Annotated in this window: 25 protein-coding genes and 1 CRISPR repeat array; of the genes, 10 read left to right on the top strand and 15 right to left on the bottom strand. The window is 25.5% G+C overall.

The genetic code is table 11. From position 1 onward, the window contains the following. Positions 1-252: 252 nt before the first annotated feature. The 3 genes from cas2 (T364_RS10730) to cas1 are packed head-to-tail and all read right to left on the bottom strand — an operon-like array spanning position 253 to position 1788. Positions 253-537 carry a CRISPR-associated endonuclease Cas2 gene (cas2, locus tag T364_RS10730; protein ID WP_035945567.1) on the bottom strand — a complete coding sequence of 95 codons (285 nt, stop codon included), beginning with the start codon at positions 535-537 and terminating at the stop codon, positions 253-255. 8 nt (positions 538-545) lie between these two features. Then, positions 546-836 (bottom strand): CRISPR-associated endonuclease Cas2, encoded by a 291-nt coding sequence (gene cas2, locus T364_RS10725; RefSeq protein ID WP_051532694.1) that lies wholly within the window; start codon positions 834-836, stop codon positions 546-548. Beyond that, positions 814-1788 (bottom strand): CRISPR-associated endonuclease Cas1, encoded by a 975-nt coding sequence (gene cas1, locus T364_RS0107665; RefSeq protein ID WP_027129056.1) that lies wholly within the window; start codon positions 1786-1788, stop codon positions 814-816. Before cas1 ends, cas2 (T364_RS10725) begins: the two co-directional genes overlap by 23 nt. Before the next feature lie 133 nt (positions 1789-1921). Here cas1 and T364_RS0107660 point away from each other — a divergent pair, with 133 nt between their 5' ends. After that, the gene (locus tag T364_RS0107660) at positions 1922-2758 is read left to right on the top strand and encodes a hypothetical protein (protein WP_027129055.1); all 837 of its coding nucleotides are present in this window, start codon (positions 1922-1924) and stop codon (positions 2756-2758) included. A 34-nt stretch (positions 2759-2792) separates the two neighbouring features. Here the strand turns inward: T364_RS0107660 and csx20 are convergent, their stop codons facing one another. Further along, positions 2793-3155, bottom strand: a complete 363-nt coding sequence (gene csx20, locus T364_RS0107655) for a CRISPR-associated protein Csx20 (protein ID WP_027129054.1) — start codon at positions 3153-3155, stop codon at positions 2793-2795. 165 nt (positions 3156-3320) lie between these two features. Continuing rightward, positions 3321-4898: direct repeats of the CRISPR family, unit length 37 nt; unit sequence GTTTCAATCCTTGTTTTTACTGGAATATAAATTTTAC. A gap of 328 nt (positions 4899-5226) precedes the next feature. Beyond that, positions 5227-6603: a TIGR02221 family CRISPR-associated protein gene (gene csx2 / locus T364_RS0107650; RefSeq protein ID WP_027129053.1), complete on the bottom strand. Its 1377-nt coding sequence runs from the start codon at positions 6601-6603 to the stop codon at positions 5227-5229. A gap of 266 nt (positions 6604-6869) precedes the next feature. Between csx2 and T364_RS0107645 the strand changes: the two genes are divergently transcribed. Then, complete coding sequence (locus tag T364_RS0107645; RefSeq protein WP_027129052.1) at positions 6870-7508, top strand: CRISPR-associated endonuclease Cas6; 639 nt, start codon at positions 6870-6872, stop codon at positions 7506-7508. 159 nt (positions 7509-7667) lie between these two features. Here the strand turns inward: T364_RS0107645 and T364_RS0107640 are convergent, their stop codons facing one another. From T364_RS0107640 to T364_RS0107630, 3 genes are read right to left on the bottom strand one after another with little or no spacing between them, the layout of a single operon-like run. Further along, positions 7668-8528: an ROK family protein gene (locus T364_RS0107640; protein ID WP_027129051.1), complete on the bottom strand. Its 861-nt coding sequence runs from the start codon at positions 8526-8528 to the stop codon at positions 7668-7670. Positions 8529-8539: 11 nt separating this feature from the next. Beyond that, a complete protein-coding gene (locus T364_RS10720) occupies positions 8540-9886 on the bottom strand; it encodes a glycoside hydrolase family 32 protein (protein ID WP_051532693.1) in 1347 nt (448 codons plus the stop codon). A gap of 2 nt (positions 9887-9888) precedes the next feature. Continuing rightward, positions 9889-11229, bottom strand: coding sequence for a PTS transporter subunit EIIC (locus tag T364_RS0107630; RefSeq protein WP_027129050.1), 1341 nt, complete (start codon positions 11227-11229; stop codon positions 9889-9891). Positions 11230-11460: 231 nt separating this feature from the next. Here T364_RS0107630 and T364_RS0107625 point away from each other — a divergent pair, with 231 nt between their 5' ends. The 7 genes from T364_RS0107625 to T364_RS0107595 all read left to right on the top strand — a co-directional run bounded on the left by T364_RS0107625 (position 11461) and on the right by T364_RS0107595 (position 18003). Then, positions 11461-12447, top strand: coding sequence for a LacI family DNA-binding transcriptional regulator (locus T364_RS0107625; RefSeq protein WP_027129049.1), 987 nt, complete (start codon positions 11461-11463; stop codon positions 12445-12447). A 12-nt stretch (positions 12448-12459) separates the two neighbouring features. After that, a complete protein-coding gene (gene aroC / locus T364_RS0107620; protein ID WP_027129048.1) occupies positions 12460-13542 on the top strand; it encodes a chorismate synthase in 1083 nt (360 codons plus the stop codon). Between the two features lie 12 nt (positions 13543-13554). Continuing rightward, positions 13555-14376: a shikimate dehydrogenase gene (gene aroE / locus T364_RS0107615; protein WP_027129047.1), complete on the top strand. Its 822-nt coding sequence runs from the start codon at positions 13555-13557 to the stop codon at positions 14374-14376. A gap of 9 nt (positions 14377-14385) precedes the next feature. Continuing rightward, complete coding sequence (aroQ, locus tag T364_RS0107610) at positions 14386-14814, top strand: type II 3-dehydroquinate dehydratase (protein ID WP_027129046.1); 429 nt, start codon at positions 14386-14388, stop codon at positions 14812-14814. 318 nt (positions 14815-15132) lie between these two features. Further along, a complete protein-coding gene (locus T364_RS0107605; RefSeq protein ID WP_245596661.1) occupies positions 15133-16074 on the top strand; it encodes an ABC transporter substrate-binding protein in 942 nt (313 codons plus the stop codon). A gap of 290 nt (positions 16075-16364) precedes the next feature. Next, positions 16365-17219, top strand: coding sequence for an ABC transporter permease (locus T364_RS0107600; protein ID WP_027129044.1), 855 nt, complete (start codon positions 16365-16367; stop codon positions 17217-17219). After that, positions 17212-18003 carry an ABC transporter ATP-binding protein gene (locus T364_RS0107595; protein ID WP_027129043.1) on the top strand — a complete coding sequence of 264 codons (792 nt, stop codon included), beginning with the start codon at positions 17212-17214 and terminating at the stop codon, positions 18001-18003. The genes T364_RS0107600 and T364_RS0107595 overlap by 8 nt, the downstream gene beginning before the upstream one ends. 290 nt (positions 18004-18293) lie before the next feature. Here T364_RS0107595 and T364_RS0107590 read toward each other — a convergent pair whose 3' ends face one another. After that, on the bottom strand, positions 18294-19637 hold the full coding sequence (locus tag T364_RS0107590; protein WP_027129042.1) for a TldD/PmbA family protein: 1344 nt from the start codon (positions 19635-19637) through the stop codon (positions 18294-18296). A 310-nt stretch (positions 19638-19947) separates the two neighbouring features. Here T364_RS0107590 and T364_RS0107585 point away from each other — a divergent pair, with 310 nt between their 5' ends. After that, positions 19948-21891, top strand: coding sequence for a [FeFe] hydrogenase, group A (locus T364_RS0107585; RefSeq protein WP_035945563.1), 1944 nt, complete (start codon positions 19948-19950; stop codon positions 21889-21891). Positions 21892-21951: 60 nt separating this feature from the next. Here T364_RS0107585 and T364_RS10715 read toward each other — a convergent pair whose 3' ends face one another. From T364_RS10715 to T364_RS0107555, 6 genes are all read right to left on the bottom strand, one after another. After that, positions 21952-22509: a peptidylprolyl isomerase gene (locus T364_RS10715; protein WP_035945655.1), complete on the bottom strand. Its 558-nt coding sequence runs from the start codon at positions 22507-22509 to the stop codon at positions 21952-21954. Between the two features lie 120 nt (positions 22510-22629). Then, a complete protein-coding gene (locus tag T364_RS0107575) occupies positions 22630-23271 on the bottom strand; it encodes a hypothetical protein (protein ID WP_027129040.1) in 642 nt (213 codons plus the stop codon). 8 nt (positions 23272-23279) lie between these two features. Beyond that, a complete protein-coding gene (locus T364_RS0107570) occupies positions 23280-24425 on the bottom strand; it encodes a THUMP domain-containing class I SAM-dependent RNA methyltransferase (RefSeq protein WP_027129039.1) in 1146 nt (381 codons plus the stop codon). After that, positions 24425-25573: an AI-2E family transporter gene (locus T364_RS10710; RefSeq protein ID WP_051532692.1), complete on the bottom strand. Its 1149-nt coding sequence runs from the start codon at positions 25571-25573 to the stop codon at positions 24425-24427. The genes T364_RS0107570 and T364_RS10710 overlap by 1 nt, the downstream gene beginning before the upstream one ends. 14 nt (positions 25574-25587) lie before the next feature. Beyond that, positions 25588-25980 (bottom strand): NusG domain II-containing protein, encoded by a 393-nt coding sequence (locus T364_RS0107560; protein ID WP_027129038.1) that lies wholly within the window; start codon positions 25978-25980, stop codon positions 25588-25590. Further along, positions 25977-26897, bottom strand: a complete 921-nt coding sequence (locus tag T364_RS0107555) for a phosphatidylserine decarboxylase (RefSeq protein WP_027129037.1) — start codon at positions 26895-26897, stop codon at positions 25977-25979. Before T364_RS0107555 ends, T364_RS0107560 begins: the two co-directional genes overlap by 4 nt. Positions 26898-26983 lie beyond the last annotated feature (86 nt).

The raw sequence follows: 26983 nt of genomic DNA, 5'->3' as shown, positions 1-26983 counted from the left end.
ATTTTTTATTTTATTTTTTTATAATTAGCCGTTTTATAAATAAAAATTTGTCGTAAAACTTATCTATAAAACGGCATTTTTTCCTCTTTCTTTCCTTTGTTTCTCTTATTTTTTATTTAATTTCCAAGGTTCTCCGTAAATTTTTCTTTTGTATTTTAAGATAGTTACATCAATTTTTTAGAAAAAATCAATTTTCCGTAAATTATCTTTTAATCAATTATACCACATCTTTTTACATTTTCAATCTTTCATTTAAAAATATAATATATCACAATCTATATATTTTTTATTAATAGCTTTTCCTAAAAATATTCCTCTTTTAAAATCTTCCTCACATAATGAGAAAAAATACAAAGAATCTTCTTTTTTATTTATTATTTTTTCTGATGAATTTACCAATTTTCTAAATTTTTTACTATTTATTTCCCCTAAAAATATAGAATATTGCAACCTTTCAAAACCAAAATTAAATAATTCATCTATCAATCTATTTCTAATTTTTGTGTCTATTATGTCATAGGTTACCAATATTTTCATAATCCACCTCAATAAAAAATAAAATTTTTAAATTTGTCTAAATCTTCCATATCAAAAGTGATACCTATAAAAAATGATTTTTCTAAATCTTCTATGCAAATAGGACAAATAAAAATAGAATCTTTTTTATCTTCTACAAATTCATTACAATTTTTCATTATTCTATCTACTTCATTTGAAGAAATATTACCTAAAAAAACTGATTTTTGTATTCTTATAAATCTTTCACTTAATAAATAATCACTTAATTCTTTTCTATATTTACTTTTAGAAATATCATAAGCTATTATATATTTCATTTTCTAAAAGTTCCTCTCTCAACTTATAGACTTTCTTTTTTATTAACTCATTATAAGAATACTTTTCTCCGTTCCTCTCTTCAATTTTATTTAACTTTTTAAACATCTCTTCAAGAATAACTCTTCTTCCATCTATTGTTAGTATTCTAGTTTCTTCATCTAAATAATTTTTATTAAAAATCTTTTTCGTAAATATACTAAAAACAACTTCCCAACAAATAAATCTAAACTGTTCTATAAAATCATATAATAAAGAATCTTTCCCTGTAATATCAGTATGGAAAATTCCTATTTTGGTATCAAGTCCAGCAACTGTCAACAAATGATTTACCCTTGTATATAAAATTCCAAACGAATAATTTAAAACTACATTATATATGTCACTTGCCCCCTGATTTATTCTTTTGGTAAATCCTACATTTTCTGGTAACATTTTAGCAATTAATGAATAATACAAATGACTTCCATTTCCCTCATGACCCATTATTATATTTGAAAAATTTTCCTTTTCTATATCTAATTGTTTTACGGAGTTTATAATATTATCAAATAAAATAACTTCATTTGTATAATCTTTATTTCTTCTTTTATAAATTTTCATTATATGTTTCTTTTGGCTTTCTAATTTTAATATTATCCATTCTTTTCCTATACTATTTCCATATTTTGAATTAAATACTTTAAGTTGTTTTAATCTCACTAAGCTATTTTTTCCAAAATGTTGTTTCCATAATTTTCCATATATATTCCCTATTCCGTCAGATAAAAAAATAGGAATATCATTATCTATTGCAAGTTTTATGGCATTTGTACTTATAATAGAATTATCCTCTATTATAATATTTGTAATTTTTTCTGGTGAAATATGATTTGTTTTTCCTTTACTTTCAATTATAAAATGTTCTTTTTCTCTTCTTAAACTACTTCCCTTTTCTTGAATATATACTTCCATAAAATCACCTTCCTTTGAAAAACATTCTACTATTTGTAAATTACATTTTTTTATAGAAAATTACTTTTTTGGTAATTCAATCTTTTTTTTGGTAATTTTTATGTGATAAACTCAATTTAAGTAGGTGATAATTATGACAGAAACTTTAAAAGAATTGAGAAAACTTTATATAATTTATGAAAATTTATATTCTTTGGAAAATAAAATAAATTTAATTTTTAAAATAGATGAATTAGAAAATAAGATTTTTAATTTTCCAAATCATAATTTTATAGCTGATGACATTTTATATTCTTTAGATAAGAAATATATTTTTAACTTTTCACAACAAATTTATATTTTATCTAAATTAGAATTAAATAACTTTTTACAATCAAAAGTGGAAAAATTATTTTTAAATCTAATTATAGAAAACCTTTCAACAAAAAGAAAAATCCCTTATATTAGCCATTGCTTAAAGGGATTCAAATTATTATCTGAAAGTAATTCTGCTTTTTTTAGAAGTTTATTCGAGAATAAAGATTTTCTTTCTCTATATTCACGAGAAATTATAATTGCCTATTCTAAAGTTTCTTCAAAGGAAGAAGATTTTATATTTCTATTTTCACTTTTAAAAAAATTTCCTTTCTTAAAAGAGGAAATTTATTGGGGAATTGGTTCTCTTGCCTCTCCAATAAAAAATATACATCTAAAAAGAATTATAATTGATGAATATATAAAATATACTCTAAAATATCTAAAAAAATATCCTTGTGATAATATGATTTTAGAAAATATTTTTTATTCGTTACTAGAAATTTCTCTTATTCAATCAAGAATAAGTGGTAATATTTTTAATCAAACAATTTCAACTTTAATTAAGTACAAGACTACTAATATATTTCAAGTTATGTTACTTAAAAGTTTAAATAATACTCCCTTATCTCAAGAAGAAATTTTTATTCTTAATAAAAAAAGAAATATATATTAAAAATCCGAGATTTTACTCTCGGATTTTTTATAGTTTAATATTTTTCAAATTTTATATGCTCAAAATAGGAAATCTTTTTTATTTTTTCTCCATCTTTTTCTTCAATAGCCTCTCTTTTAGTTTTTGCATAAATAGGATTTACTCCTATCTCTTTTGCAAAATTTATCATTTTATATGTTAAACCCCACTCTCCTTGAATTAAAGCATAGTCATCATTTTGAGATTTTTCTTTTAGGAAATTACTTATCTTATCAAAAGAATCATCTTCGACATTACTCCATTTATATTGTAAATCTTTTGGTAAATATATTATCTCATCACATTTCAAATCATTTCTTATCTCTTGAGTTTGTTTTTCTGTTAATTGATGAGAAAAAAATATAAAACATCTTTTCATTTTTCCTCCTAGTAAAATTTTTCTTTTATTTTACCTTTTTATAATTACAAAATTATTTTATTAATTACTTTTTTAAATATAGTATTATAAATTTTTGTTCCTTGTTTTTAGTGGAATCTATTTTTTATCGCCGATTATATTCCTGATTGGGTATTAGACTTATTTGTTTCAATCCTTGTTTTTACTGGAATATAAATTTTATATGAATTTTACTATAACCATAGAAAAATAATCACTATTGTTTCAATCCTTATTTTTACTGGAATATAAATTTTACAAATACCACAACAACAATTTATTTTTTCTATTACATGTTTCAATCCTTGTTTTTACTGGAATATAAATTTTACAAATGTGACGTTGATGAGATGTCAAGATTAATGATGTGTTTCAATCCTTGTTTTTACTGGAATATAAATTTTACCTTAACAATAGTCTTTATATAGGTATAGTATCAAAAGAGTTTCAATCCTTGTTTTTACTGGAATATAAATTTTACATTAAATTTATTAATAAAAGGAAGTGAATAATAAGTTTCAATCCTTGTTTTTACTGGAATATAAATTTTACAAAGGTTGAAGAAGTAAAAGAAGAAGTAAAAGAAGAAGTTTCAATCCTTGTTTTTACTGGAATATAAATTTTACTTTGAAAAAATGAAAAATGAAGAACTAGCTTTTAAAAGTTTCAATCCTTGTTTTTACTGGAATATAAATTTTACAAAAGGAGTTTTACAAAGTAGTATCTTTTTATGATAGTTTCAATCCTTGTTTTTACTGGAATATAAATTTTACAGTTTATGACGACGGAACATACTTTCAAGAATATAGTTTCAATCCTTGTTTTTACTGGAATATAAATTTTACCTTGCTTAAGAGGTAGAGACCATAACAGCCTTTACAGGTTTCAATCCTTGTTTTTACTGGAATATAAATTTTACTAAATCAAATAGAAAATAATAGACAAGTTTTAGGACATGTTTCAATCCTTGTTTTTACTGGAATATAAATTTTACTGCACTTGCAAAGAGTGGGACAACGTAGAAAAAGCCATTGGTTTCAATCCTTGTTTTTACTGGAATATAAATTTTACAACTTTGAAAGATAAAAAAGAAAAGACTAAAATAGGTTTCAATCCTTGTTTTTACTGGAATATAAATTTTACAAAATTTATTATAATAAAAATGGAGATGCTTATTTTAAAGTTTCAATCCTTGTTTTTACTGGAATATAAATTTTACTATGTTGGTTTTAACAAATAATCTTGAATTAATAGGTTTCAATCCTTGTTTTTACTGGAATATAAATTTTACACCATAACAGCCTTTACAGTGCCTTAGATAATGAGTTTCAATCCTTGTTTTTACTGGAATATAAATTTTACAAAAGCATAGGAGGACAATATATGGAATTAAAAAAGTTTCAATCCTTGTTTTTACTGGAATATAAATTTTACGATTATGATAGGTGTATTTGTAATATACTATTCGGTGTTTCAATCCTTGTTTTTACTGGAATATAAATTTTACAAATTACAATTCAGGAGAATATGAAAAATCTTCAAAGTTTCAATCCTTGTTTTTACTGGAATATAAATTTTACGGAAAAACTACTTTTAAAAAATTAGAAGAAGATTATAGTTTCAATCCTTGTTTTTACTGGAATATAAATTTTACTAAAACAATAGATGAGATAATAAATTCAAAAATAGTTTCAATCCTTGTTTTTACTGGAATATAAATTTTACAACATTTTTTATTTTAATTTTTTATAATTAGCCGTTTTATAAATAAAATTTTGTCGTAAAACTTATCTATAAAACGGCATTTTTTCCTCTTTTTTTCTTTTACTTTTCTCTTTTTTTATTTAATTTCCAAGGTTCTTCGTAAATTTTTCTTTTGTAATTTCATATAGTTATATTAATTTTTTTACAAAAATCATTTTTCCGTAAATTATCTTTTAATCAATTATACCACATCTTTTTATATTTTTAATCTCTTATTTTTTATAAATTTCTTAATAAAAAATTATACTATTTTAAAATTACAATTTAAAAGAAAAAATTACTTTTTATTTTAATTTTCATTTTGTTCATAATTAATCATATAATAACTACAAAATTCTTGTAGCAACTTATTTTGTTTAAATATTTTTTCACAAATTAAAATATGGTCCTTTAATCCTCTTATATCATTAGCTACACTTTCTGTTTTTTCTTTCATTATTATATTTTTCTTTACATTTCCAGAATGAGCTATATTATTTCTTGATTGTTTGCATCTTTTATAAGTTTTAAAAAAGGCATTTAATTCATTAAATTTCTTTTGAGTATTATTTCTTAATTTTGCTTCTATTTTTTTTACTGCATAGCTAATTTTTTTATCCAATACAAAGTATTCCTCTTCTTCATCTGAATATATATCTAAAGTTTTTATTATGTAAGATTTTATAGCTTCTATTAAATTTGTATAAACCATTGCATATCTCTCTTCTTTATAATGCCATTTAGCAAGTCTTAATAAAATATCATATTCTTCTTCCGTACCGTTAAAATGTTCTAAAAATTCTCTAACTATTTTAGGAATTATTAATTTCCCTGGACCATCTATTTTATCAATTATTTCTAGGTTTCTTTTAAAATAATTTATATTTTCTTTTATAGAAGATACATAATTTATATTAATTGAATTAGAAAAGTTTTCTAATTTATTTTTTATTTTTTCATTTCCAGATTCATCTAATAACTCTCTTATTAAAGTACTATTTCCAAAGTTTTTAAATGAATATGCACCTTTTATCCATTTTGTTAAATCTAAAAATAATTTTAAATTTACTACTGGTACTACTTCTATTCCCTTTTCATTTTTTTCTTTTGCTTCAAACATTCCATAAGAAATATATTTTATATTAATATTTTTATCAGCTACATCATTTATATAATTCATAACTAAAAATATCCAAAAAGCATTTGACCTAAAAGAATGAGTTATATCTAAATATATCTCATCACTATCTTGTAATTCATCTATAATTTTTAATATTTGATTAAAATTTTCAAAGTTTTCTTTATCATCTAATCCATATCTTGTTAATATCGGATTTATTTTTCCTTTTGATATATCTTTTATTCTATCCAAATTCATAAAATCAAAACTTACATTCTTTTTATTTTCATTGGTCATATCTAAAAAGTCTAACATTTTTAATTCTAATTCACTTTTATAATTTTCATCTATATTTACAGAATTTCCTTTACAGTAATCTATATAAATATTTTCCCACATTGAACCCAAAGTTCCTATATAAAAAATTTTATCCATTTTAAATTCTTTATCTAATGCAGCAGCAATATATTTTTCAGTGTAAATTCTTCCATTGATATTATAATTTCCAATTTTATATTCTCTTTTTTTATCTCCTGCTCCAAGAGAAGCTATTAATATTTTTCTCATTTTTTCCCCTTTTTTTACTTTTTTTATTATTATACTTTAATTTTTTTATTTTTCAAAATTTAATTTCTCTTTTTAGTCAAAAAAAATTAATTTTTTGTTATTTCACCTATTAAAAAATACTGGAAAATATGTACATTTTTATTTTTTTGTGTTTTTTATTAATATTTTTTATTTTTTTTACAAACAAAAAACTATTGACAAAAACTGTTTTTTGTTATATATTTATCTAAATGAATAATTATAAGTAGCAAGGAGAAACAAAATAAATGAAAATAGTAGAAATTTTTTTTAAATCTAACAGAAAATTTAAAGGTAGAGATGCTGAAAAATTAAGGGGATTTATGGGTCATCATTTTAATAATATAATTGAGTTTCATAATCATAAAGATGAACTTTCTTTTAATTACAAATCATCTATCATTCAATATAGAGTTATAAAAGGTGAATTATCTGTTTTAGGAATAGAAAAAGGTGCTGATTTATTATTAGAACATTGTCAAAATCTTACTGAATTAGAAATTAATGGGGAAAAAATTTCTGTAATTCCAGAAACAAAAGTATCTTTTAATAATTTAGAAATATCTGATAAACCAATACACAGATACAAATTTGATTCTTTATGGTTTGCACTTAATAGTGAAAATTATATGAAATTTTTAAATGGAGAATTATCTTTAGAAAAACAACTTACAAATAATATAATTGAGTTTTTCAAAATGTGTGGTGTTTGGGCGGATAAAAAAATAATTGTAGAAGGAGAATTTAATTCTGAACCTCTTATTCAAAAGGATACTCAAATAAATTGTTTTTATGGAGAATTTGTAACAAATGTAAATCTTCCAGATAGTATATCTTTAGGAAAAAGAAAAAGTATAGGACTTGGAAGAATTAAAAAAATAGCATAATTTAGATAACACAAAATATTTTAAAATAAACTACACCCTCAAATAAGAAGGTGTAGTTTTTATTTTCTCATATATTTTCATAGAAAATCATAAATTAAATTTTATATAAATCTAAAATAAAAATAAAAGGATATTGAAATTTCAATATCCTTATTATTTTTATAATGTTAAAGCCATAGCACCTAAAAGTCCTGCATTATCACCAAGTTCTGGGTAAACAATGTATTCATCAATATTTTCTAATATCTCCTTTGTTTGAACATAACCTTTTAACATCTCTACAACTTTTTCTCTAATTTTTGGGAATAGTTGTTGTTGCTTCATAACTCCACCACCTAAAATTATTTTTTCTGGTGATAATATTAATATAAAATTTACAACACCTTGAGCTATATAAAAGGCTTCCATATCCCAAGCTTCATGGTCACTAGGTAATTCATAACCTTTTTTACCCCATCTTTCTTCAATAGCTGGTCCAGCAGCCATTCCCTCTAAACAATCTTTGTGGAAAGGACATTTTCCTTCATATTTATCTTCTGGATGTCTTCTAACCATTATATGTCCCATCTCTGGGTGTAACATTCCATGAACTAATTTTCCAGAAACTAAAGCACCTCCACCAATTCCTGTTCCAATAGTCATATATAGACAATTTTCCAAACCTTTAGCAGCTCCCCAAGTAGCTTCCCCTAAAGCAGCACCATTTACATCTGTATCAAAGTAAATAGGAATATCAAAATATTTTTTTAAATAACCTACCACATCACAATCTGTCCAAGCTAATTTTGGAGTTTTAGTTATATATCCATAAGTTTTAGAATTTGGATTAACATCTATTGGTCCAAAAGAACCAATTCCTAATTTTTCAATATTTTTATTTTTAAAAAATTCTACTACCTTTGCTAAAGTAACTTCAGGTGTTTCAGTAGGAAAACTTACTCTTTCAAGAATCTCTCCATTTTCATTTCCAATTCCACAAACAAATTTTGTTCCACCAGCTTCAATTGCTCCTAATATCATTTTTTCCTCCACTAAATATTATAAAATTCAAGATTAGAAATATCTATATTTAATCCATCTAAAATAATATTATCATCATTTTCTTCAGGATAAATATTTCCTGTAAATACCTCTTCACCACCATTTAAGTATATTTCTAAGCAGGAAGAATCACTAAAAATATGAATTTTTTCTAATTTTTCAAGTTTACATTTTCTAGTCCCTTTGTATCCTCTACCACTATTTTCTCTATCAAATAAGAAAATTTTATTTTCATAATCATATTTTAGTAAAGTATTATTTTTTTCTCCACTTCTAACCTTCAATGCAAAATCAGATTTTACATCTTTTAGACTGATTATTAATTCAAAAGTTTTTCCAGAAATTTCAAAATCTTTTAAATTTAGGCTTCCTTGTACTTTTAAATCAGATAGTATTTTTTCATCTTTTCTTAATCCCATTAGATTTTTATGAGGATTTTGGAAAAGTTTATTATCTTTTACTGTTATAACTCTTGGTAGTGTTAGACAATGTATCCAACCTTCTTCAACTGAAGGGTGTTCTAATTCTTCAGGCATTCCAACCCAACCAAACATAATTCTTTCATTATCTTTTCCTTCAAAAGATTGAGGAGCATAAAATTCAAATCCTCTGTCAAATTCAATGAAAGTATTTTTTTCTATTTCCTCTTTATCTCTTAAAATATATCCAGATTGATACCTGTTATTGTATAATATTCCTTGAGCTTCTAAACCTTGAGGAGAAAAAGCAAGGACTCCTTGATTATCTACTGAATAATAATCAGGACATTCACACATATAACCAAAATCATTTTTTATTAACTCTTTTTCAAAAGTCCAATTAAATAAATCTTCAGATGAATATAATAATATTGTTCCTGTTAAATTTTCTCTTTGTGCTCCAAGAACTAAATAAAATTTTCCATCTTTTCTAAAAACTTTTGGGTCTCTAAAATGTCTAGTATACCCTTTTGGTATATTTTTATCGTGGATAACAGGACCTAGTTTTTCAAAATTTACTCCATCTTCTGATACTGCCAAACATTGATAACTTTCTCTTATTCCATTATTTTTTACATTTCCTGTATAAATAAGATATAGTTTTCCATCTTTTTCAATAGCACTTCCTGAATAACAACCATCTTTATCAAACCAATCAGTAGGAGCTAAAGCAATTGGTAACTCTTCCCAATTAACTAAATCTTTACTTTTTATATGTGCCCAATGTTTAAAAGTATGTTCACAACTTTTTGGATTTAATTGAAAGAACACGTGATATTCATTATTCCAAAATATTAGACCATTAGGGTCATTCACAAGTCCTTTCTTAGCTTGTATATGAAATTTATTTCTATACATTATTATTCACCTTTTCTTACTAAAATTTTTGTTATAACCATTCCAACAACCATTCCAACAGCTATCATAGCAACATAACCTAATAAATTATTTCCTAAATAAGCTGGTATTGCTGGGATAAAAGTTACTCCCATAACAGATGGAGCAACTTTAAATAACATAGCGAAAGCTCCAGCTACAGCTCCTCCAATCATTCCAGATATAAATACTTTTGAGTTTGATAAAGTAACACCAAATAAAAGTGGTTCAGTTATTCCAAAGAAACAAGGAACTATTGAAGAAAATTTCAAAGCTCTTTCATTTTTATCTTTTAAAGTCATTGTATAAGCTATAGCAGCTCCAGCTTGTCCAGCCATAGAAGCTGTAATTAAAGCATTTAATGGATTTATTCCTTCACTAGCTAAATAACTTGTTTCAACTATCATTAATGAGTGGTGTAATCCTGTTACAGTAAGAGCTTGTTGAATTCCTCCAAATATTGCTCCACCAATTCCAAATGGTAATCCTACAATTCCTTGTACCCCGTTCATTACAAGATGTTCAACTATTGTAAATATAGGTCCTATAACTAAAAAGGCTGCTAAAATTCCAATGATTATTGTTAAAAATGGAGTAAATACTAAATCAACAACACTTGGCATCCAAGATTTTACCCATTTTTCTACTTTTGAACCAAAAATTCCAACAATTAAAGCTGGTAATATTGTTCCTTGGAAACCAACTATTTTAAAAATTCCTAATTGTAATGGAGAAGAATTTCCACTAGCCACGTCCCAAGCATTAGGAATCATTGGAGCCACTAACATTAATCCTAAAACCATTCCTATTACTGGAGTTCCACCTAATCTTTTGAAAGCAGACCACACAACTAAAGCTGGTAAAAATATAAATACTGTATCAGTTACTACTTGTGTCATTGTTAAAAATTCAGGAGAAAATTTCATTCCTAATTGTAAAGCAAATCCTCTAAGTCCCATACATAATCCAGTAGCAACAAGAACAGGTATAAGTGGGATAAATACATCAGCTAAAACTCTTAAAACTTTTTGGAAAGGATTTAAGTTAGTGTAAGCCTCTTGTTTTGCCCCTGTGTTTTTGATATCGCCCGTATTTAATATATCAAAAACTTTATTTACTTTTCCTGTTCCTATGATAATTTGATGTTGTCCAGATTGGTAAAAATATCCTCCAATTCCAGGAATTTTTTTCAATCCATCTTTATTTACTTTTTCATTATCCTTTGCAACAATTCTTAATCTAGTAGCACAATGTTCCATGACAGAGATATTCTCTTTTCCACCAATATTTTCTAAAACTTCTTCAGCAACCTTGTTAAAATCCATATATTTTGCATGACAAATTTATTTTGCCATACTCCCTCCTTTTTTAATCTTGTGGTATCGTTCCCATATGTTATAAGAATAATATATTTTTTTAAATTTGTCAATATATTTTTTGATTTTTTTGTTTTATATTTTATTTGATTTAAAACAGTACATATTAAAAAAATGATTTTATTTTTTTTAGATATAATGTATAATAATGTTATAGTATTATGTTAAGGAGAAAAATTAATGAAAAAAAGACTTACAATATTAGATATTGCTAATCTTTCAGGAGTTGGAAAAAGTACAGTATCTAGATTTTTTAACAATGGATATGTGAGTCCTGAAGCTAGAGAAAAAATTCAAAAAGTTATTGACGAAAATAGTTATGCGCCAAATCTTTTTGCTAGAGGAATAAAAGCAAGAAATAATAAATTCATTGGAATTATAGTTCCTTGTTTAGATTCAAATATAACTTCAGATATTCTTATGGTGCTAGATAGTAATTTAAGGGAAGCTGGATATATTCCATTGATTATAAATACAAATCATAATATAGAACTTGAAAAGGCAAACCTTGAAAATCTTTGGAGATTAAATGTAGAGGGAATTGTTGTAATTTCTACAGAAGTTACAGAAGAACACAAGGATTTTATAAAAAGGACCAAAGTACCTACTCTTTTTGTAGGACAAATTTGTAGTAATGGATATTCTATACTTAATCATGAAGAAGCAGCTGGTAAAAAAATCGGAGAATATATTGGAAAATCTGGTAGAAAAAATATTTTATATATTGGTGTTGATGAAAGTGATATAACTGTAGGAGTAAAAAGAAGAGATGCGGTTTTTAAAGCTCTTTCAAAATTTGATGTGAAAATTCAAGAGATAAAAAGTGATTTCTCTTTTGAAACTACTGAAAAACTTATTCTTGAATATTTAAAAGATAAAAGACCTGATTGTATTATCTCTGCAACTGATAATATGGCTTTTGGAGCTATAAAAGCTATAAAACACTATGGATTAACTGTACCTAAAGATATATCAATAGCTTCTTTCGGAGGTTATAAAGTATCTGAAGTTATTAGCCCTAAGTTAACAACAATTAGATTTTATAATGACGAAACAGGAAAAAATGCTGCTAAAACTATTATGCAACTTATAAATGGAGAAAAAATTCCTAAAATCCAAAAGATAGAATTTGATTTTGTAGAAGGTGAAAGTGTCTCAAAAATATAACTAGGAGGAAAGATGAGTAATACTTTTGGAGAAAAAATAAAAGTTACAATTTATGGAGAATCTCATGGAAAATCTATAGGTTGTATTATAGAGGGACTTCCTGCTGGAATTTCTTTAGATTTTGATTTTATAAAAAAAGAGATGGATAGGAGAGCCCCTGGGAAAAATCAATTTTCTACTCAAAGAAAAGAAAAAGATAGCTTTATAATAGAAAGTGGTTATTTTAATCATAGAACTACAGGGACACCTCTTTGTGTAAGAATAGAAAATAATGATACTAAATCAAAAGATTATGAAATTTTAAAAAATCTTATGCGGCCATCACATGGAGATTATCCGGGAAATATAAAATATAGAGGATTTAATGATTATAGAGGTGGTGGGAGTTTTTCTGGAAGAATTACAGCACCATTAGTTTTTGTAGGAGCAGTTTCAAAACTTATATTAAAAAATTATGGAATATATATTGGAGCTCATATTTTAAGTATAAAAGATATTGAGGACAAAAAGTTTAATCCTTTAGGAGAAAGTGAAGTTTTTTTAGAAAATTTATTAAAAAAAGATTTTCCTGTTATAGATGACAGTAAGATTTCATCTATGCAAGATGAAATTTTAAAAGCTAGGGAGGAAAAAAATTCTGTTGGTGGAGTTGTAGAATGTATAGTAAATAATCTTCCTGTTGGTCTTGGTTTACCTTTTTTTGATTCGGTAGAAAGTAGAATTTCTCATGGAATTTTTTCCATTCCAAGTATAAAAGCCATTGAGTTTGGAGAGGGATTTAATATTTCAAAACTTTATGGAAATTGTGCAAATGATGAGTTTTATTATGATGAAAATAAAAAAGTAAAAACTAAAACAAATAATAATGGGGGAATATTAGGAGGACTTACTAACGGAATGCCAATAATTTTTAGGGTAGCAGTAAAACCTACTCCATCTATATCTTTACCACAAAATACTATAGATATTTTGACTAAAGAAAATGAGGTTTTAGAAATTCATGGAAGGCATGACCCTTGTATAGTTCCGAGAGTTCTTCCTGTAATAGAGGGAGTTACAGCTTGGATAATTTTAGATATGATTCTTTCTAACTGATAAAGGAGTTTTATGAAAAAAAAATTAGGATTGATTGGGGAAAAACTACCTCATAGTCTTTCGCCAAAACTTCATAAGGAAATTTTTAAAAATTTAGATATTCAAGGAGATTACTCTCTAATAGAGTTAAAAGAAAATCAATTAGAAAAATTTCTTACAAAAGATATTTACAGCTATTTAGGTGTAAATATAACCATTCCATATAAAATAAAATCTATGGATTTTGTAGAAGTATCTAAAGAGGCTCAAGAGATAGGAGCTATAAATACAATATTGGTAAAAGATGGTAAATTATTTGGCTATAATACAGACTATTTTGGATTTAAAAGAATGTTAGAAGAAAATAATATATTTGTAGATGGAAAAGATACTTTTATTTTAGGGGCTGGTGGAGGAGCTAGAGCTGTTATAAAATATTTTTTAGATAGAGATGTTAAATCTATAACAATAGTTGTAAGAAATATTCAAAAAGCTAAGATTCAATTAGATTCCCTTATAAAAAATAAAGAAAATATAGAGATTATAGATTTTAAAACTTTAGAATATGGGAATTATAATGGATATATTGTTGTAAATTGTACTCCTGTTGGTATGTATCCTAATGTAGAAAATTCTCCTATTACAAAAGAAGTTTCTAAAAACTTTGAAAATTCTGTAGATTTAATTTATAATCCATTAGAAACAAAATTTTTAAAATTTGCTAGGGAAAATAATAAAAATTCTTTAAATGGTATGTATATGTTAATAGCTCAAGGGGTAGCCTCTGAAGAAATATGGAATAATATTAATATATCTAAAGAGGTAATAGAGAAAATAATTAAAAGTTTTGAATAAGGGGGATATATGAAAATTCTTGTAATAAATGGCCCTAATATAAATATGTTGGGGATAAGAGAAAAAAATATATATGGTGATAAAACTTATGAAGACCTTATAAAAAAAATTCAAGAAGAAGCCTCTCTTCTTAATTGCCAAGTTGATTTTAAACAAAGTAATTATGAAGGAGAGATAGTGGAATTTATACAAAAGGCCTATGGAATTTATGATGGGATTATAATAAATCCAGCAGCTTATACCCATTACAGTATAGCCATTCTTGATGCTCTAAAAAGTGTAAATATACCTACTGTAGAGGTTCATATAAGCAATATTTATACAAGAGATGAATTTAGAAAAAAATCTGTAACTTCTGAAGGTTGTATAGGACAAATATCTGGTTTTGGATTTAATAGCTATACTTTAGCCCTTAGAGCTTTAGTAGAAAATAAATAAAATTAATTTAATTACAATAGAGTTGTTGTTAATTTTTTGTAACAAAAAAGTTTCAACAGCTCTTTTTTTATTTTTGTGGATTATTTAAAAATTTGTTTAAAAAATAATGTTTAAATAGAAAAAATATTTAATTTTTACAAAAATATAATTTTTGAATGATAAATACGAACAAAAAAATAAAATAAAAATTTTTTAAAATAAATAAAATATTTAAAATATATTTATATATATAGAACTCTTATTAAAATAAATTGTTCACTTTATTTTTTTTAACATTAGTGATACTATAAGTTATAAAATAAATATTAAGGGGAGGAAATGAAAATGTGTTTAAAAAAAATAGTTAGAAATTTATTTATAGGAAGTTTAATATTGTTGAGTTTTGGTTGTGGAAAAAAAGAAGAGAAAATAGAAATTGGTGTTACTCAAATAATAGAACATGCAGCTCTTGATTCAGCTGTAGAAGGATTTGTAGAAGCTTTAAAAGACAATGGTTTTGATGAAACAAAAGTAAATTTTGAATTTCAAAATGCTCAAGGAGATTTTGGAACTGCCCAAACAATAGCTCAATCATTTACTCAAAGTAAAAAAGATTTGGTTTTAGCTGTATCTACTCCATCATCTCAAGCTATGTATAATTCATCAAAAGATATACCTATATTAATAACAGCAGTTACTGATCCAAAAGCTGTTGGACTTACAGGAAAAAATATATCAGGAACTAATGATATGCCACCACTAGATAAACAAGTTCAATTAATAAAAACATTATTACCAAATGCAAAAAGAATAGGGTTCTTATACAATACTAGTGAAGAAAATTCAAGAGTTTTCTTAGAAAAATTTAGAGCAATAACTGATGTTAATGGATTAGAAATCGTAGAAAAAGGTGTTACTAATGTAAATGAAGTTGGACAAGCTTTAGATATTTTATTAGAGAATGTAGATTTATTATATACTCCTAGTGATAATACTATTACTTCTTCAATTAGCTTAATTTCTGAAAAAGCAAAAAATAAAAATATACCAATGATAACTTCTGATGATGTACAATTTAATGCTGGTGGTCTTGCTACAGAATCTATTGATTTTAAATCATTAGGATATCAAACAGGTCTTATGGCAGTTAGAATTCTAAATGGTGAAAAAATAGAAAATATGCCTATCGAAAGGCCTAAAGATACTAAATTAATGATTAACCAAGAGATTGCTAAAAACTTAAATGTAGAAATACCACAAGAATTATTAGATAGATTATAATTAATTATGTAAGGTTGTTACATTTTTTATAAAATAAAACAAAAATATTTAATGAAATTTGTAACAACCTATTTTTTTAAAAGCTATTCATAAATTAGAAGATTAAAACGAACAAATTATAAAAGTGAATAATTGCTCTTAATCTAGATAAAAATTAAAATTATATAATCTCATCCTTTCTAAAAAGGAACAAATAATAAATTTAATTGTTATCTAGAAAATTAAAAAAAATAATGATATTATTAGTACATAGAATAAAACTAGATTTAAAGAACGGAGAGGATTGAAATATGCTTATGGGAACTATTGAACAAAGTCTGATATTCGCCATTATGGTAATGGGAGTTTACATAACATTTAGGATACTAGATTTTCCAGATATGACTGTTGATGGAAGTTTTCCTATGGGGGCTGCTATTGTAGCTAGTTGTTTAGTAAAAGGTGTTGACCCTGTAATTGCTTTACTTTTAGCAACATTAGGTGGTTGTATAGCTGGGTTTATTACAGGATTTATAAGTGTAAAATTTAAAATTGCTGGACTTTTGGCTGGAATAATAGTTATGACAGGACTTTATAGCATAAATATAAAAATAATGGGAAGGTCAAACTTATCACTATTTAGTGTTAAACATCTTTTCTCAGGTGAAATGAACAGTTTAATAATAATCGTTATAGCAGTTGGAATTTGTAAAATATTTTTAGATTTCTTATTAAAAACAAAATTTGGATTTGTATTAAGAGCTCTAGGAGATAACGAAAATTTAGTAGTTACTTTAGGAGTTGATAAAAATAAATTAAAAATTTATGGACTTATCTTATCAAATGCAATTGTATCTTTATCTGGTGGGTTATATGCTCAATACCAAGGATTTGCAGATGTAGGAATGGGAACAGGAACAATCGTTACAGGACTTGCTTCTATAATAATTGGAGAAAGTATTATAAGAAATAAAAGAGCTTTCTCAATGACAACAGTAGTAATTGTAGGAACAATATTATACAGAATGATTATAACAGTAGCTTTAAAAATAGGATTTAATGCAAGTGATTTGAAACTTATTACAGCAATAATAGTTGTAGGAATATTAGCAATAAAAAATAATGGATTATTGAAAGATAGAAAAGGAGTGAAGAAGCATGCTTAGTTTAAGGTCAATAGAAAAAACATTTTTAACAGAATTAGGAACAGAGAAAAAAGTATTCAGAGGATTAAATCTTGATATAAACAAAGGAGAATTTATAACAGTTATAGGAAGTAACGGAGCTGGAAAATCTACTCTTTTAAATTTAATAATGGGAAGTATAGAACCTGATGCTGGTACTGTTTGTCTTGATGATAAAGATATAACAAGAGATGAATTACATGTTAAAAATACATATATTTCTAAAGTTTACCAAGACCCTTCAATGGGAACAGCTCCTTCAATGACAGTATTTGAAAATCTTTCAATGGCAGATAATAAAGGTAAGAAATTCAATTTCTCATTTGGATTAAATCAAAAAAGAAAAGCTTACTATGAAGAGCTTTTAAGTGAATTAGGTTTAGGAATAGAAAAACAAATGGATACAGAAGTTGGAATGTTATCAGGAGGACAAAGACAATGTCTAGCATTACTTATGGTAACTCTAAACAAACCAAAATTACTTTTATTAGATGAGCATACAGCAGCTCTTGACCCAAAAACTTCAAAAATAATATTAGATAAAACTAACGAAATAGTTAGAAAAAATCAAATAACAACTTTAATGATAACTCATAACTTAGAAGATGCTATAACTTATGGAGATAGAATAATAATGCTTCACGAGGGAGAAATTATACTAAACGTAAGTGGAGAAGAAAAACAAAAACTTACTCCAAAAGCTCTTTTAGAAAAATTCCAAACTGTAAAAGGAAAAATTAACGACAGTGCTATTTTTAATTCATAATTTATAATTAATAATAAGTAAAAAAGATGTTACAGATTATAATTGGTTTGTAACATCTTTTTTTGTTAGAAAAATTTATTGTTGTTATAAAAATAAAATTTCTCTCCATAAAAATATTTTCTATTTATTTTATTCGCTTCACTAAAAATGACAAACTCACTTCGTTCAAACAGTGTCATTTTTTAGCGTTCAGCTCATTTCATAAATCACAAAAATATTTTTAATTTCCGAAAATTTTATTTTTTATTAACATTATAAAGAGTATTTTTATAACTAATTCTATTATATTTTTAGTCTATAGCAATTTTTAATCCTTTTACTATTATTGATGGAGAGCCAATATCTGATAATGAAAATCTTAAATCATTTCCAACTTCCTCTATATCATTTAATAATTGGAAGAAATTTCCAGCAACAGTTATTTGATTAAGAGCATTTTGAATTTTTCCATTTTTAATTAAAAATCCCTCACCAGCTAAAGAAAAATCTCCAGATATACTATTAAGTCCAGAATGAAGTCCAGCAAAATCTGTTATTAAAATCCCCTCTCCAATCTCTTTTACTAATTCATCAAAAGTTTTTTCACCACTTTTTACATATAAATTATATGTAGAAATTCCAATAGTTCCCTTATATCCTCCTTTACTAGCATGTCCTGTAGATTTTACCTTATCTTTATTAGCGGTCTTTAAATTGTAAAGATAAGTGCTTAAGATTCCACCTTTTATAATCTCTGTATATTCAGTTGGAACTCCCTCTGAATCAAAGGAAGCTGAACCAAAACCATTTTCTAAATGAGGGTCATCAATTAAAGTAAATTTAGAAGAAGCAACTTTTTGATTTAATTTATCTTTTAATAAAGATATTCCCTTTTGTACAGCATCAGCTGAAAATATATTGGACATAGCTCCTAATAATGAAGAAAAAGCTAAATTTTCTATAATAACTTTTTCTGGTAAAATATTACTCTTTTGTACATTTAATTTTGCAATAGCCTTTCTAACAGCTCCTTCTGCTATTTTTTGGTAATCAAATTTAGAAAAATCTCTTGATACTATAAATTCTGAATCAGTTTTTATTATATCATTTTCTTTAGCAACAACAGAGATAAAAGTATAAGCAACATTCCCTTGATTACTTAAGTTTAATCCCTTAGAATTTTTTATTATTACTTCTCCACTACCAAGTCCAAAATAACAATAAGAAACTTTTTCTATTCTAGAATCTAAACTTTTAGCATATTTTTCCATTGAGATTAAAAACTCTTCAATATCTTTTGTTTCTAAATTATCTAAAGCTTTTGAATAAGTATTTAATTTTTTATATTGATGTTTTTCTCCATATATAAATTGTTCATCATCACTTTCTATACAATTCCCATTAGAAACTGCTTCATCAATTAGAAAATCAATATCTTCTTCATTTAATGATTCTGAATAAGAATATCCCATTTTTCCATTGACTTTACATCTAAATGAGACACCTTGATTTTGATTATTTGTTAAATTTTCTATTTTTTCTTCATAAACTTTTACCCCTAAACTAAGGTTAGAAAGAAAAAATACTTCATATTCTTCTATCCCTTTAATTTTTGCTCTTTCACATAATTTATCAATAAAAATTTCTTTTTTCATTTGAATCTCCTTGTTTAAAGTATATTTATATTTTACAATTTTATAGTAAAAATAACAAGTAATCTATTTTAATATTTTTTTTAAAATGCTCAAAAATGAATAGTATTTATAAAAAAAATTAAGTTATCCTTTACAAAATTATTTTTTCTTGTTGCAAAAATATATTTTTTTATGTATAATATTAAAACGGTAATAAAAAATTATCCACAGGATAAATTTTTTTTATAAAAAAATATCTATTGAAATAATAGGTATATATATAATAAATAATAGTTAAATATTGTGATTTTTTAGATTTTTAGGAGGAAAAATGGTTGAACAAATTTATGGGAAAGAAATAATTAATTTCTCATCAATCGGGTCAATATTCTCTAATATAGCTGGACCTGAACTAAAAAAAGCTTTAAGCCAAGGAAGAAATGTTGTGGCTATTTCTGGAATGGTAGTAAAACCAGGGGTATATGATATTTTAGAAACAACAACACTTTCTGAATTAATAGAAATGGCAGGAGGAATAACTGGGCACAAAAAATTTAAGGCTGCTCAATTTGGACTTCCATTTAGAAATTTAGTTCAAGAAGATTATTTAGATAAGCCTATTGATTTAGAACTATTTGAAGATGGTTCTACAAGAAATATTATAATTTTATCAGAAGAAGATTGTATGGTTTCTTTTTCTAAATTCTATTTAGAATATCTTTTAGCTAACAAGCAAAGAAGAGGATACTTAGAATATTCAAAAGTTGAAAATGAAATGGAACGTTCTTGGAGAACTTTAGATAGAATTTCTAAAGGAAAAGGAAATATAAGAGATTTATTTTTATTGAGACAACTTTGTGGAGCAATAAAAGACACTTTAGGTAGAAAAAGAAATCTTGTACTTGAATCTTTAGATAAATTTTATCATGAATTTGAAGAACATGTTGAAAATAAAACTTGTCCAGCTGGTCAATGTATTCAATTATTACAATTTAAAATCACTGATAAATGTATAGGATGTACAGCTTGTGCTAGAGCATGTCCTGTTGGATGTATCTCTGGAAGTATTAAGCAAAAACATACTATAGATAATGATAAATGTACTCACTGTGGTCAATGTGTTATAGCATGTCCTGTTGGAGCTATATTTGAAGGTGACCACACAACTCAATTATTAAGAGATATTGCTACTCCTAACAAAATTGTTGTAGCTCAAATAGCTCCTGCTGTAAGAGTGGCTATTGGAGAGGCTTTTGGATATGAAGCTGGAGAAAACGTTGAGAAAAAATTAGTAGCTGCTTTAAAAGCTATTGGAATAGACTATGTATTTGATACAAGCTGGGCTGCTGACTTAACAATAATGGAAGAGGCTAAAGAATTCCAAGAAAGATTAGAAAAATATTATGAGGGAGACCCTAATGTAAAACTTCCAATACTAACTTCTTGTTGTCCAGCATGGATTAAATTCTTTGAACAAAACTATCCAGATATGTTAGATGTTCCTTCAACAGTAAAATCTCCAATGGAAATATTCTCTACTGTTGCAAAAGACATTTGGGCCAAAAACATGGGTGTTACTAGAGAACATGTTTCTGTTGTTGCTATTATGCCTTGTCTTGCTAAAAAATATGAAGCATCAAGAGAGGAATTTTCAAGAGGAAATAACTACGATACAGATTTAGTTATCACTACTAGAGAACTTATAAAATTATTTAAACAATTAAATATAGATTTAAAAAATCTTGAAGATGAAGATTTTGATAATCCATTAGGAGAATATTCTGGAGCTGGAATAATTTTCGGAAGAACAGGTGGAGTTATTGAAGCTGCCACAAGAACAACTTTAGAGTCTATTACTGGTGAAAGATTAGATGAAATCGAATTCCATGAGTTAAGAGGTTGGGAGGGATTCAGAATTGCTGAAATAAAAGTAGGACATATTGAACTTAGAATCGGAATTTCTCATGGACTTGAAGAAACTGGAAAAATGCTTGATAAAATAAGAGCTGGAGAAGAATTTTTCCATGCTATTGAGATAATGGCATGTAAAGGTGGATGCGTTGGTGGTGGAGGACAACCAAAAGCATTGAAAAAATTAGAAGTATTAAAGAAAAGAGCAGAAGGATTAAATAATATTGATAAATCCCTTCCTATCAGAAGATCACATGAAAATGAATCTGTTAAAAAATTATATGAAGATTATTTAGATTATCCATTAAGCCGTAAAGCTCATGAGTTATTACATACTAGATACTTCTCTAAAAAATTTAAATAGAAATAATAAAGGCTGAATAAAATTTATTCAGCCTTTTTCTTTAAAAGAATTATTAAAAAATTATAATTCTATTTCATATTTTAAGTTTTTGAATTTAGATTGAGACATTAAGATTTCGTTGATTTGAGCAACAGTTTCTTTTGCTTCATCACTTTCATAAAGAGCTTTTACATCTCCTGTGATTTCTATAGTTTTTATTACATCATCTTGAGCGATTCTGTTAACTATATCTTGGTCATTAGGTGATACAACTTCTCCAAAGATTGTATGTTTATAGTTTAACCATGGAGTTTCAACATGAGTGATAAAGAATTGAGAACCATTTGTACTTGGTCCAGCATTTGCCATTGCAAGTAATCCTGGTCTATCAAATACCACTTCTTTTTTAAATTCATCATGAAATTGGTATCCAGGTCCACCTGTTCCATTTCCTTCTGGGTCTCCACCTTGAATCATAAATTCTTCAATTACTCTGTGGAATTTTAAGTTGTTATAATATCCTATTCTTGATAAATGAGCAAAGTTAAGTACTGTAAAAGGAGCAACCTCTGGCATTAATTTAATATTGATACTTCCTTTGTTTGTAATAATTTTTGCTCTTAAGTTTTTAACTTCCATTAATTTAACCTCCGTATTTTTTAATTTTTTCATTTTCATATTTCCTACTAATCTAGTAGCTAATAACGCTAATGTAAGTACTCCCAATAGAATAAAAAATTTATTTAACATATTTTCCTCCTAATTTTTATAATCTACATATTTTTCAAGTTCTTTTTGAGTAACAGTTCCATATATTTTATATTTCCATTCTTTTTGAATGTCATCTTCTATTTCAAATATTTTTTCATTTAGAACTTCTAATTTTCCAACAAGTTCTCTTTTTTTCTCTCTTAAATCAACTATCTCTGCTGATATTCTCATTTCCTCATCATATTGAATAGCTTCTTTTAAGTCAGCTTCTAATTGTTCTTCTTTTTTCAAAATAGGATTTAGTTTTTCATAAATTTTATCTTTAGATTTTTTTAAATTTTTAATAGAATATTCAAATAATCTTTTTACTACTTCAGCTCCAGAATTTTCTTTATATTCTTCTCTCTTTCTTTGACATTCATCTATAAATTCTTTTGAAAAATTATTTTTTTCTAAAATATCTTCTACTATTTTTAATATATTTTCTAATTCTTCTGGGGTTCTTTTAGAAATTTCTTCATCTCTAAAAGCTAAGTATAATTTTTCATATTTAGGAATAACTTCATTTTTTAAAAATTCTATTTTTTCTTCATTTTTTTTACTTTGAGCATCTTGTAACTCTAAAGTTAATTTTTTTAAAACTTGCAATATAATTTCTAAAGAATAATCAACAAATTTTTTCTTATCCATATGAACTCCTATTTTTCACCATAATATTGATAGTAATGACATTCAATGCCACCGTTAAATAATTTTCTATTCTTAGTAGATTTTTTACCAAATGCCTTTTCAAAATCTTTATAAGAAGTGATAATATAATAAGACCATTTAGGGAATCTTTTTAATAAAACATCTCCTAATAATCTATATAATCTTTCAACTTTTTCATCATCTAAAAGTCTTTCTCCATAAGGAGGATTTGATACTAAATACCCTTTTTCTGCTGGTGTTTCTAACTCTAAAAAGTTTTTATTTTCAAATAATATATCATCTTCTACTCCTGCTTTAGTAGCATTTTCAAGAGCCACTTTTATAGCTTCTCCATCTATATCTGAACCATAAACTCTCACTTCTTTATCATAATCTTCTTGAGAAAAAGCTTCATCTCTAACATCTATCCATAAATCTTTTGGAAATATTTTCCAATCTTCTGAAACAAAATTTCTATTAACACCTGGAGCTATATTACGGGCTATCATAGCTGCTTCAATAGGAATAGTCCCTGTTCCACACATTGGGTCAATAAAAGGTTTTTCTCCACCATTCCATCTTGTTAATTTTACAAGAGCTGCTGCCAAAGTTTCTTTTAATGGAGCTTCATTTATTAAATTTCTATAACCTCTTTTATGAAGTCCAACTCCACTTGTATCTAACATAATACTAAATATATCTTTATTTCCTTGAATTTTAACAGCAAACTTTGCTCCAGTTTTAGAAAATCTTTCAATTTTATAGATTTTTTTTAAATTTTCAATTATTGCTTTTTCTGATATACTTTGAATATCAGATTTTGAGAAAAGTTTACATTTAACAGCACTTACCCAACTTATAATAAAGTTGCCATCTTTTTCTACAAACTCACTCCAATTAAGTTTTTTGATATTTTGGAAAAGTTCTTCAAAAGAAAATGCTTTAAATTCTCCCATTTTTATAAATACTCTATCAGCACATCTTAGATGAATGTTAGCAACAGCTATATCTCTAAGAGTACCAGAAAATTCAACTTTTCCATTAAAAGCTTGTACATTTTCAAATCCAAGCTCAACACATTCATCTCTTACAATACTTTCTAATCCCATAGTAGTAGAAGCTACTATAGTATATTTTTTTTCTAATTTATCCATTAAAACTCCTCAAAATTATTATTTTCTTTTTCTTCAATAGCTTTTAACTCAATATCTTTTTCTTTTCTTTCTAACAATCTAGTATAGATTAATTTTAAAACAGCAAATATAGGAACTCCTAAAAACATTCCTGTAGTTCCCATAATATTTCCCATAATGATAACAGAAGCAATTACCCAAAATGAACCAAGTCCCACACTTTTACTTAAAATAAGAGGACCTACAACATATCCATCTACAGTTTGAGCAATTCCCATAGCCAAGAATATATATAAAACTTTAAATGGTTCTATTAAAACTACAAGTAAAAATGCAATAATTCCAGCTACAATAGAACCAAAATAAGGAATCATATTTCCTACCCCAATCATCACAGCAATAATAAGAGCATAAGGAACTTTTCCAAAAATCATAACAATATAAGCTACTATTCCTACAATAGTAGATATAAGAATTCTTCCTAACATATAATTTAAAAATATATCCTTTGCTTCAATTAAAAATTTTAAAGCACTTTCAGATTTTTCTTTATCATAAAATAAAAATACCATATTCTTAAAAAATCTCATAAAATAATTTTTATATAAGATAAAATAAATTGCTAAAAATAATCCTAAGAAAAATATAAAAATTTCTACCACCCAATAAACTACATTTATACTTATAGAGAATAAAATATTTTTTATATTTTGGATATTAGATACAATAAAATCTTCTATAGCTTTTTGTATATCTGTTCCATCCATTACAAGTAAATCTTTTTCCCTCAAGAATTCAAAAATCTCTCTTAAATAGTACATAAATTTTTCTTGAAAGGTTGGAAACATTTGTACCATATCTTCAAAACTATGAATTAAACTAGGTATAAACCAAAGCATAATCCCTGTAAAAATTAAAAGAAATATAAAAAATGCCGCCCATAATGAAACCATTCTTGAAAATTTTAATTTTTTTTCTATTATTTCTACAGCAGGATTAAAAAGCATAGCTATAAAAATTCCATAAATAAATGGTTTTAGATATACATTAAAAGCATTTAAGATATTTAAAAATTCGTCATTCCTTTGTAAAACAGTTTGAATAATTAAAAGTATTAATCCAACTATAAAAATATTTAAAAAAAGTTTTTTTTCTTTTTGATTAGTCATATTTTCTCCTTACATTACCTAGCTGTAGCATCAACATCATCTTCTGTAGTAATTCCTACTATCTTTATAAGTAATCTATCAGGAATTCCTACAATAGTATCTCCAACATTTGAAATCCAACCTTGTTTCACACAAATTTTAAGAGGCGAATTAGAAGTAGTAACTCTAATTTTCATCTTTTCAATTAAAACATTAACTCCACCTAAGTTAGTATCAACAAAAAACTCTTTTTTTTCTTCTTGTAAATTAAATACATATTTTAATTGATTATCTACATATATTTCAGCCTTATTCCCTTTTATAGTTTTAAGGTTTTGTACATGCAAAAATAGTATTAAAAATATAGAAAAAATGACTATATATATTAATATATCCCATTTTCTAAAGTAACAGGGTTTTCTTTTCAATCTTCTTCCTCCCTAAATCTCCAAGAAACTCCTAATCTCTCTCCCATAAATACCTTTGTTTCAATTCCATTTCTACTATTTTCTAATATATCTTTATCTATTCTAAAAGATTGTTTTTCTAAAAGTAAAATTACAGTTGAGCCTCCAAAATAGAAATAACCTTTTTCATCTCCTTTTTTTACATGAGTATAAGGAATATATGTTTGTTTTATCCCTCCTACCATAGTAGCACCTATTTCCAATATACAAATATCTTTAAATGAATCTGTAAAAAGTGTAGAAAGAGTTCTTTTATTTTCACAAAAAATTCTAAAATTCTTTCTAATTGCATGAGTAGAAACAGAATAATAAGCTCCTTTTATAAGTTTTGTCTTAGATATCATTCCAGAAGCTGGAAAATGAAATCTATGATAATCTACAGGAGCTAATCTTATAATAAACATAATTCCATTTTTATATTTTTTAGCTAAAGATTTATTTTTTAAGAAATCCTCTAAATAAAATTTTTCACCTTTTACAAAAAATTCTGTATCTTTTGATACATTTTCAATTACAAATACTTTTCCATCAGCTGGGCTTGTAAGTACCCCTCTTCTTCTATCTATTTTTCTTGAATTTGGTTTTAGTTCTCTATAGAAAAAATCATTAAAAGATGTAAATTCATCAACAGATTTTATAGATTCTTCCATATTTATAGAATGCTCTTTTACAAAATTAGGTATCATTTTTTTAGAACTCATGTTATCCATTTTTTTTCCATATAAAACAGATAGAAATTTTCTTTTTACTAATAATTCTAAAGGTAAAACTCCAAAAGGATTATAATACAAAAATTTTAAAAAACTTTCTCCTGGAACTTTTTCTACTAAAGTTTTTCCAGTTTTTCTATCTATATATTCAATCTTTTTAAATTCCATATATTCTCCTACATAATTTTTTATTACCCTATATAGTATAACATATTTTTCAAATTATTGAAATAAATATCATTTGAAAGGCAAAA

The organism is Fusobacterium perfoetens ATCC 29250, from assembly GCF_000622245.1.
GTDB classification, from domain to species: Bacteria; Fusobacteriota; Fusobacteriia; order Fusobacteriales; family Fusobacteriaceae; genus Fusobacterium_B; species Fusobacterium_B perfoetens.
This window is presented reverse-complemented; position numbering and strand designations above follow the sequence as displayed.